General features: G+C 44.0%; 12 protein-coding genes, 1 tRNA gene and 1 pseudogene. 5 read left to right on the plus strand and 9 right to left on the minus strand.

Features of this window, described 5'->3' with window-relative positions; genetic code table 11:
• A pseudogene (locus IQ242_RS10500) lies at nt 1-210 on the plus strand (hypothetical protein); the annotation flags it as partial.
• Here IQ242_RS10500 and IQ242_RS10505 read toward each other — a convergent pair.
• Nucleotides 207-1,130, minus strand: a complete 924-nt coding sequence (locus IQ242_RS10505; protein ID WP_193959930.1) for a MoxR family ATPase — start codon at nt 1,128-1,130, stop codon at nt 207-209. The pseudogene IQ242_RS10500 and the gene IQ242_RS10505 sit on opposite strands and share 4 nt — an antisense overlap.
• 254 nt (nt 1,131-1,384) lie before the next feature.
• Here IQ242_RS10505 and IQ242_RS10510 point away from each other — a divergent pair, with 254 nt between their 5' ends.
• Both IQ242_RS10510 and IQ242_RS10515 read left to right on the plus strand, forming a co-directional pair.
• Nucleotides 1,385-1,903, plus strand: coding sequence for a hypothetical protein (locus IQ242_RS10510; RefSeq protein WP_193959931.1), 519 nt, complete (start codon nt 1,385-1,387; stop codon nt 1,901-1,903).
• Nucleotides 1,904-1,921: 18 nt separating this feature from the next.
• Nucleotides 1,922-2,182, plus strand: coding sequence for a hypothetical protein (locus IQ242_RS10515; protein ID WP_104395649.1), 261 nt, complete (start codon nt 1,922-1,924; stop codon nt 2,180-2,182).
• Here the strand turns inward: IQ242_RS10515 and IQ242_RS10520 are convergent.
• Nucleotides 2,179-3,102, minus strand: a complete 924-nt coding sequence (locus IQ242_RS10520) for a bifunctional riboflavin kinase/FAD synthetase (RefSeq protein ID WP_193959932.1) — start codon at nt 3,100-3,102, stop codon at nt 2,179-2,181. The genes IQ242_RS10515 and IQ242_RS10520 overlap by 4 nt on opposite strands.
• Nucleotides 3,103-3,660: 558 nt before the next feature.
• Between IQ242_RS10520 and IQ242_RS10525 the strand changes: the two genes are divergently transcribed.
• Together IQ242_RS10525 and IQ242_RS10530 are read left to right on the plus strand one after the other, a co-directional pair.
• On the plus strand, nt 3,661-3,948 hold the full coding sequence (locus IQ242_RS10525) for a BrnT family toxin (protein WP_193959933.1): 288 nt from the start codon (nt 3,661-3,663) through the stop codon (nt 3,946-3,948).
• On the plus strand, nt 3,914-4,237 hold the full coding sequence (locus tag IQ242_RS10530; RefSeq protein ID WP_193959934.1) for a hypothetical protein: 324 nt from the start codon (nt 3,914-3,916) through the stop codon (nt 4,235-4,237). Before IQ242_RS10525 ends, IQ242_RS10530 begins: the two co-directional genes overlap by 35 nt.
• A gap of 268 nt (nt 4,238-4,505) precedes the next feature.
• Here the strand turns inward: IQ242_RS10530 and rplA are convergent, their stop codons facing one another.
• The 7 genes from rplA to IQ242_RS10565 all read right to left on the minus strand — a co-directional run bounded on the left by rplA (nt 4,506) and on the right by IQ242_RS10565 (nt 8,280).
• Nucleotides 4,506-5,219 (minus strand): 50S ribosomal protein L1, encoded by a 714-nt coding sequence (gene rplA / locus IQ242_RS10535; RefSeq protein WP_193959935.1) that lies wholly within the window; start codon nt 5,217-5,219, stop codon nt 4,506-4,508.
• Nucleotides 5,220-5,274: 55 nt separating this feature from the next.
• Nucleotides 5,275-5,700, minus strand: a complete 426-nt coding sequence (gene rplK / locus IQ242_RS10540; RefSeq protein WP_193959936.1) for a 50S ribosomal protein L11 — start codon at nt 5,698-5,700, stop codon at nt 5,275-5,277.
• 3 nt (nt 5,701-5,703) lie between these two features.
• Entirely contained in the window at nt 5,704-6,321 is a 618-nt protein-coding gene (gene nusG, locus IQ242_RS10545) for a transcription termination/antitermination protein NusG (RefSeq protein ID WP_002765996.1), read from the minus strand.
• Nucleotides 6,318-6,554, minus strand: a complete 237-nt coding sequence (gene secE / locus IQ242_RS10550; protein WP_002765998.1) for a preprotein translocase subunit SecE — start codon at nt 6,552-6,554, stop codon at nt 6,318-6,320. The genes nusG and secE overlap by 4 nt, the downstream gene beginning before the upstream one ends.
• Nucleotides 6,555-6,678: 124 nt before the next feature.
• Nucleotides 6,679-6,751, minus strand: a tRNA-Trp gene (locus IQ242_RS10555).
• 101 nt (nt 6,752-6,852) lie between these two features.
• Nucleotides 6,853-7,215 (minus strand): 50S ribosomal protein L19, encoded by a 363-nt coding sequence (gene rplS / locus IQ242_RS10560; RefSeq protein ID WP_002738040.1) that lies wholly within the window; start codon nt 7,213-7,215, stop codon nt 6,853-6,855.
• 216 nt (nt 7,216-7,431) lie between these two features.
• A complete protein-coding gene (locus IQ242_RS10565; protein ID WP_193959937.1) occupies nt 7,432-8,280 on the minus strand; it encodes a carbonic anhydrase in 849 nt (282 codons plus the stop codon).
• Nucleotides 8,281-8,395 lie beyond the last annotated feature (115 nt).

The following is an 8,395-nucleotide window of genomic DNA, read 5'->3' on the forward strand; positions in this document are numbered from 1 at the left end:
CATGACCGAGATATTAACGCTAGTAAAAATATTTTGGCCGCAGGGCTTGCGGTGTCAGTCTGTAGAGCGACCATAAGACCAGAACAGAGTAAATCTGTTCAGGCAGGTGCGAAAAATCCTTCGGGACCCCAAGCAGAAACCCAAATCGTGAGGTTTGGGAATCACCGTCCGTTTACGGCGGTGAGGATGTCAACAATAACTGAAATTTAAGCATATATGCGATCCTCGATCGCCACCGATTGCAGAAGTCTTTCCACGATCGCTTTAGCTTGACGACCGTGACTAGGAATCAGACGATGGCAGAAGACGTAGGGAGTGATAAACTTAACATCATCGGGGATAGCATAATCGCGACCTTCCAAGAAAGCGTAAGCTTGAACTGCTTTTTGCAAAACCACACAACCCCGGGGACTGACTCCTAAACTAATATCTTCATGATCACGGGTAGCGCGGACTAAATCGACGATATATTGCTGTAAAGTGGGAGCTACCTTGACCAGACTGACTAATCTTTGCAATTCTCCCACCTGTTCTAGGGAAATACAAGCTTCTAGGGATTTAACCGTCTCTTGAGAATGCTGTCTTTGTAACATTTTTAATTCTTCTGTGGCGCTGGGATAACCCAAACTCAGGCAAACGGCAAAACGGTCCATTTGCGCTTCTGGAAGCGGAAAAGTGCCTTGATATTCGATCGGATTTTGGGTGGCGATAACAAAGAAAGGTTGGGGGACCGGCCGCGCTTCTCCATCGATGGTAACTTGTTTTTCCTCCATGACTTCTAGAAGTGCCGATTGGGTGCGCGGGGTGGCCCGGTTGATTTCATCGGCCAACAGGACGTTAGCAAAAGCGGGGCCGGGGATAAATTCAAATTCGCGACTGTTGGGGTTCCAAATCGTGGTTCCCGTGATATCACTAGGCAGGAGGTCAGGGGTGCATTGTACCCGTTGGAAACGACCGTTAATTGAACGCGCTAAGGATTTGGCTAACAGGGTTTTGCCGACTCCGGGGACATCTTCGAGGAGAGCGTGACCACCACTGAGCAAAGCCACCAGCACAATGCGAATCGATTCGGTTTGGCCGACGATGCTCTGGCTCAAATTTTCCATCAAAATATCAATAGCGTCTCTCATAGTACAAATGGGGGATTTTGTCAAGAAGATTAATGTTAAGTTTTTTTGATCTTAACGATTCTTTTCCTAATTTGCCCAAACTAGCGAGAAAAGTTGACAGACAATGGCGGGAAGTTTTCTGCTAGGGAGCTAATCGGGGTTAGGGTTGGGAGCATGAAGAAAATTAGTTAAGAATTGTTGCCAGTGGGCGAAATCAAGATTTTCAGTCGGTTCAGTCTGATAAAATCGAGAAGAATTTCTCTTAATCAGTGAAGATGAAAGCCAGTTCCCTCGTTTTTAGTCTTGTTTTAGGCATCGCAGCCAGTACATTAACCAATAGTTTACCCAAAAATTTTACTTTCAATTCTCGGAAAATATTGGCTCAAGATCAGGCTCCTTCCTGTCCCCTTCCTCCAGATCTTGCCATCACTTTTCGCAATAGTGAATGTCAGGCAATTACCCTAGAAAAACCCCAGACTTTCTTCCGTTATTATAGTGACGAAAATTACAAAAAAGGTCGTTTTCTGACCACGGATCAATATACCACCAATGTGGAGGCGATCAGAAATTTAGCCCTCGATCAAAAGTGGAATCCCCCCAATGAAGCGACCAAAGTAGTATCGGTGACTTTGCCGGCGGGAACAACGGTTTATCAAGGAATTGTTGCCCCCCAGAATCCACCTTATTGTTATTATGGTGGTGGTCAGCAAACTTTTATTAAAGACTCACGAGATGCCAATATAGAATGGGGAGAGGGGCGAGCAATAACGGTTACATCTCTTTGGTGTCGCTAGAGTATTATGGAAACGAACATGAGGGAATTAGTTCAATCGATTGACCAAGCTATTACCGTGGCCGAACAGATGCGGAAAACAGAAATATCGACTCGGATTGAGGGTTTAATTTCTGTCCTGAAAACCATCAAAAGTCAGGCGTTAGCTGGTCAATTACCACCGTCTCAAGGCATTGTTACCCTAGGATTAGCGCGAGAAGTAGCTGATTGGATCGATTCCCTTGATTCTCCTTTATTGAAAGCGGTGGGTAAAGTGGAAAGAGAATACCAAAAATATTAGGAGTTGTCGGTGACAGAAGTTAGAATTAACCGAGAGCGATCGCAGTCTATCTCGATCTGATTTTTTAATCGATCGAGAGAATTAAATTTCTGTTCTGGTCGCAGGAATTGCACTAAATCCATCGTTAAAATACGATCATATACATTGCCCGACCAATCCAATAAATGGATTTCCACACTGATAGTTTTTCCCTCGATCGTGGGACGATAACCGATATTCATAACTGCCGGTAAGCGAGAACCATCAAGAGGCACCCAACCGCAATAAACCCCCAGTCGCGGCAATAATTTATCGGGGGGAACCTGTAGATTAGCGGTATGAAAACCTAATGTTCTGCCCAGCTGTTGCCCGACGACCACGCGACCGGTTAAACTGTAGGGACGACCTAACATTTGCCCAGCTTGCTCAACGTTTCCTGCTGCCAAAGCTTGACGAATTAGGGAACTACTAATCCGACCCGTCCCACAGTTTTTTAAAGCAACAATCTCGACTTTAATCTTAAATTGAGAGGCGATCTGTAATAAATCTTCGGCTGTACCTTGACGACGATAACCGAAGCGGAAATCTTGACCAACACTGATCGATTTAGCCTGTAATTTTTCTACTAAAATCTGTTCGATAAAAGCCAAGGGAGTCAGGGAAGCTAATTCAGCAGAGAAAGGCAGTAAAACCAATTGTTTAACGCCTAAATTCTCTAAAACCTCTACTTTTTCCCCTAGAGGAGTTAATAACTGCCATTTTTCCCCCGTAAAAAATTCCCGCGGGTGGGGAGTAAAACTAACAACGGTGGGATAAGCGGGTTCATCCTGAAAAATTGGCTGTAGGACGGTTTGATGACCTAGGTGCAAACCATCAAAGTTACCTAGTGCGATCGCACTAGGGGCTAAAATACGGGTATTAGGAGAATCTACAATCCACACGCTGGCTCTAAGAACAGATACAAGAGAATAATTCAAGCGATTAATCTTGAGTGTAGCCTTTTGATTCTATATCAATCGGGCGATCAAGCTAAAAAAAAGCCCCCAATAACTTGGAGGCCTTTGGAAGTTTTAGCAAATTGAACCTGAACGATCCAGGTGCGATCGGCCCAGCATTCCCAATTAATTGCACTAGAAAGATGAGGGAAACAAGCATTCATTAATTGTTCAGTTCGTTCTTCTCTTAGTCGTCTGTGGTTGTTCTTCCTGCTTTTGTGGTTTCCCAATCTGAATCAAGCATAAGGTTCTTGTTTTTGTTTCTTTGGTTCTAATCCTGTTGCTAATCATAGACGATCTTCTTGAGAAAGAGCATCAATAACTTGTCAAAATGATAACAGTATCACAAATTTATTGTTTTTTTTCCAACATCTATAAAGATCAAGATAGAGCGATCCCGAAAGTATCTAGCCAAAGGCGAGCGCACTTTAGTTAACTAACGGTTTACCATAGTAGGGTGGGCGATTTTTATACCACTTATTTTATTTATTGTGTATAATTGAGATGGTGACGACTAATTTTGAATGGGATGAAGATAAAGCTAAGATAAATCTGAGAAAACACGATATTTCTTTTAATGAGGCTAAAACTGTATTTGAAGATACCTATTCTTTGACTTTAGATGATCCTACTCATTCAATCTTAGAAGATCGTTTTTTGACAATTGGTTATTCTAGTCAAAACCGCTTGCTTTTAGTTGTTCATGCTGAAAGACAAGGAAACATCAGAATCATTAGTGCTAGGAGAGTAACTAAACATGAAAGAAAAATCTATGAACAAAGTAATCAATGATCCCATCAAAGATGACGAAATGTTAGATGATTATTCTCAGGTTTTAACGGAGTCTCATTTAAAAAATGCAGTGAGAGGAAAGTATGCTCGTTCTTTAGGAGATAAGGATGCTTCTACCATTAAGATTATAGCAGAAAATGAAGAGAGATATGTTACCATGAAAACCATTGAAGTTGCAGCATTCGTTAACAATGAAGGTCAATTAACCGTACAAGTTCCTTCAAATTTAAAAGAAGGACAATATCAGGCTGTATTGATTATAGAAGAACCAAAAAATGAAAATCAATGATCTTAGAATAGAGGCTCTTCGGTTTGTGTTATGCAATGGACAGGGGTTATAAGGGATGGAACCCTTATATAGAAAGGCATTTAGCGATTTTTGTTAATTGTTTTTTATCTAGAGCGAACTAATCAATTAAATCTCTTGCCAGATAAGGATTTAGTCGATTTATGCCCCCCTATCGAACCATACCAAGTAACGAAGAACCAGAATAGATAAAATCACAAAAAAAAGCCTCCAAGTGATTGGAGGCTTTTTCAAAGAAAAATAACTGTCATTAACCTTCTGCTAATTTCAGATCCCGCAGGGTGCTAATGTCCACTTGAATCGATGGCCCCATGGAGGAAGAAACATAAACTGTACGCCAGTAACGACCTTTGGCTCCGGAAGGACGGTTTCTGTCCACCGTTTCCTGTAAAGCTTTCAAATTAACTAACAGATCCTCGGCACTAAAAGAAGCTTTGCCAAATTGAACGTGAACGATCCCGGTGCGATCGGCCCGGAATTCCAATTTACCCGCTTTAAACTCAGAGATTGCTCCCGTTAAATCCGTGGTTACGGTTCCCCCTTTCGGTGAAGGCATTAAACCCCGCGGACCGAGTTGACGACCTAATTTCGCCACTTTCGGCATCATATCGGGGGTGGCGATTAACACCTCGAAATCCATCATCCCCTTGGCGATTTCTTCGATTAATTCTTCTGAACCAACGATATCGGCCCCAGCGTTGTTCGCTTCCTGTACCTTTTCCCCGCGAGTAATCACCGCTACTCGCACCGTGCGTCCGGTTCCTTTGGGTAAACTTACCGTTGTCCGCAGTTGTTGGTCGGTATATTTAGGATCGATACCTAAACGAATATGAGCTTCGGCGGTTTCGTCGAATTTCGCCGTCGCTAATTCCTTTAATAATGTCAGTGCTTCTAATGGCTCGTAGGCTTTATTTTCTACCTTAGCCTGGGCATCTCGCAAACGTCGTGAAACTTTTCTTACCATCTGATTTGTTGCTCCTTGGGTAATAACGAAGCTTAACTTCTCCCCGTAATAAGATTTAGTCTGAGATCTTGACACCCATATTTTTGGCCGTTCCCGCCACAATATTCATGGCCGCTTCGATGTCGTTAGCGTTAAGATCGGGCATTTTAGTCCGGGCAATTTCCCGTAATTGGTCGCGGGTAATGGTGGCGACAAATTTCTTGTTGGGTTCGTTGGAACCTCTTTCCACACCGGCCGCCTTGCGGATGAGAACGGAAGCGGGGGGAGTTTTGAGGATAAAGGTAAAACTACGATCCTCAAAAACGGAGATTTCCACAGGGATGATCATCCCAGCCTGGTCGGCGGTTTTAGCGTTGTAATCTTTACAGAACGCCATAATATTCACCCCGTGTTGACCTAAAGCAGGACCGACTGGAGGAGCAGGGTTAGCCTTACCAGCAGGTAAAGCTAGTTTAATAATTGCGACGACTTTTTTAGCCATGATTTAGTTTTGTTTTTCGACTTGATTAAATTCCAATTCGACCGGGGTATCCCGACCAAAAATGGAGAGCAGGGCCTTGAGTTTGCCGCGCTCGGGACTAACTTCGATCACTTCCCCTTCAAAGTCCTTAAATGGACCGGATAGAACCAAGATTTGATCGCCAACTTCCATATTGATTTTGACGACGGGTTCTTGAATCTGAGCTTGTTTGAAGATGCGATCAACTTCTGACATACTCAAGGGTAGCGGGGTGACGTGACCACGGCCGCGTCCGTAGTGGCGTTTTTGTTCGGCCCCGACAAAGTTGATCACATGGGGGGTGTTTTTTACCACCTGCCAAGCGTCATCATCCATGATCATTCTGATCAGGACATAACCCGGGAAGACTTTTTCCTCGCCGTGTTGCCGTGAACCATCCTTGCGGACTTTGACGGTGGCCGCTTGGGGAATCTGGACTTGTAGAATGCGATCGGCCACATCGAGGGTGTGGATGCGCTGTTCCAAATTGGCTTTGACCCGTTTCTCACAACCGGAAGCCACCTGCACGGCATACCAACGGGGTTTTTTCGGTAGGCCGCTGAGATTGACTTCTTCGGGAAACTGCTCTTCTTCTAGATTCATGGGAACACCTTCCCCGCACCCCAGGCAAAGAATTTATCAATCAGATAGATGAGAGTGGCTACCAAAGTCACCATTAACATCACGGCCGCCGATTCGCTCAAAAGTTGCTGACGGGAAGGCCAGACGACCTTGGCGAGTTCTTCTTTGGTTTCATTGACGAATTCCTTGACCTGAAAGGAGCTTCCCTCTTTCTTGTCGCTCGTGTCTTTTTCTAGGGTTTCTTTTTTGGCCACGATCGCTACTCCTTAAAATGATACTCAAGCTATCCTTAACTTATCATTTTCACCGGACAACCCACACTAACCCCCAGACATTTAGATTATGTCCTTTGCAGTTATCGGCTTGGTGATTACCAAACGCGCCCTGGAGGACTTGAACCCCCGACATCAGGTTTTGGAGACCTGCGTTCTACCAACTGAACTAAGAGCGCCCATTCGCTAAACGATTTGGCTTTTTTAAGGCCTTCATTTATTATAGCGTAGTTGTTGGCGATTGTGCAACTTTCTTGGTTAGGCTGTCGCCGGAAATTTTTTAGAGAGGGCGATCAAAACGTTCTTGTACCCTGGTGGCTTTGCCAACCCGATCGCGCAGATAGTATAGTTTCGCCCGACGTACTTTACCACGACGGATGATCTTGATACTGGCAACCCGCGGCGAGTGGAGCAGGAAGACTCTTTCTACTCCCACACCCTGGAAGACTTTGCGTACTGTAATCGTTTCGTTGATACCGCCATGGCGTTTGGCGATGACAATACCCTCGTAGGGCTGAATCCGCTCTTTATCTCCTTCGACGATTCGCACCCCTACCCGGATCGTGTCACCGACATGGATAATGGGCAGATCGCTCTTGAGATACTCGGCTTCGATTGATTTGATAATCTCTTCCGTTTTCATCGGCTTCCGTAAAACTGACAATTTTCTATCATACCATATTTTTTGAGTAAAAAGCAATAGCTATTAGCTTTCCTAACAGTAAGCGTTGCTGACTTGCCGATGCTGTCACCAGATGTCAGGCTGATTGTCCCGGATTACCTGCGAAGGCTCTTGCCATTAACTGCCACTCTAGAGACGGTAATAAGTACATCTCTAGAGAATTTCTCTAATCCCTAATTAACTTCTCGAACCGCGATAAATGCGATCGGCTTGGGAGGGTTCTAAATAAGTATAGCCCGGTTTTTGGGTCGAGGAGCCATTCTTTTTGGCCACAGTATTAACCGCAGGATTCGCTTGTTTTAAGTCCGCATGAGTCCTGATATAATCCTCAGAAATCTTGAAGGGATGACTATTGGGAAGGTGACGACTAGGGGGTAAATTGTCTTCTGCTTCGGCATGGGTAATTTTACTATGGGGAGCGACAAAATCGTGTAGGATGGGATCGTAGGCTAAAATTTCGCCGGTTTCAATCCGAAAAATCCAACCGTGTAGAGATAATTTACCCTGATGTAATCGGGAACGAATAATTGGATAGCTTTGCAAATTACTTAACTGATTGAGAACATTTTCTGCTACTGTCACCTCGATCAGTTCTTCTCCTTCTAGTTCCTTGTAATTATCCTTAACTAAACGTCGAGTAGCTTCTGCTTGTTTTAACCAATCGTAAACTAAAGGCATTTCATCGGCCAGACTCTGCAATTTTAACAAACCTTTCATCGCTCCACAATGGGAGTGACCGCAGATAATCACTTGCTCGATGCCGAGAGCGTTGATAGCATATTCTATAGATGCACCTTCACCACCATTGGTTGCTCCGTAGGGAGGAATTATATTTCCCGCATTACGAATTACGAATAATTCCCCCACCTCCGCTTGGGTAATTAGGTTAGGATCGATACGGGAATCGGAACAGGTGATAAACAGGATTCTCGGTTTTTGTCCGTGGGAGAGTTGCTCAAATAATTGCCGATGTTCATCAAAATAACCACTCTGGAACTTTTCTAGTCCCTGTAGGAGTTTCTTCATAATAATTCTTCTAGTTTAGTTTGATCGCTATTTAGGGTTTGCTGAATAAATCTAAAAACCTTGTTGGGTAAGACTTTTAGACTTTTTGTCAATCAAAAAGTACCAGGTATGGGAG

The sequence above is a fragment of the Microcystis sp. LEGE 08355 genome, from assembly GCF_015207185.1.
GTDB classification, from domain to species: domain Bacteria; phylum Cyanobacteriota; class Cyanobacteriia; order Cyanobacteriales; family Microcystaceae; genus Microcystis; species Microcystis panniformis.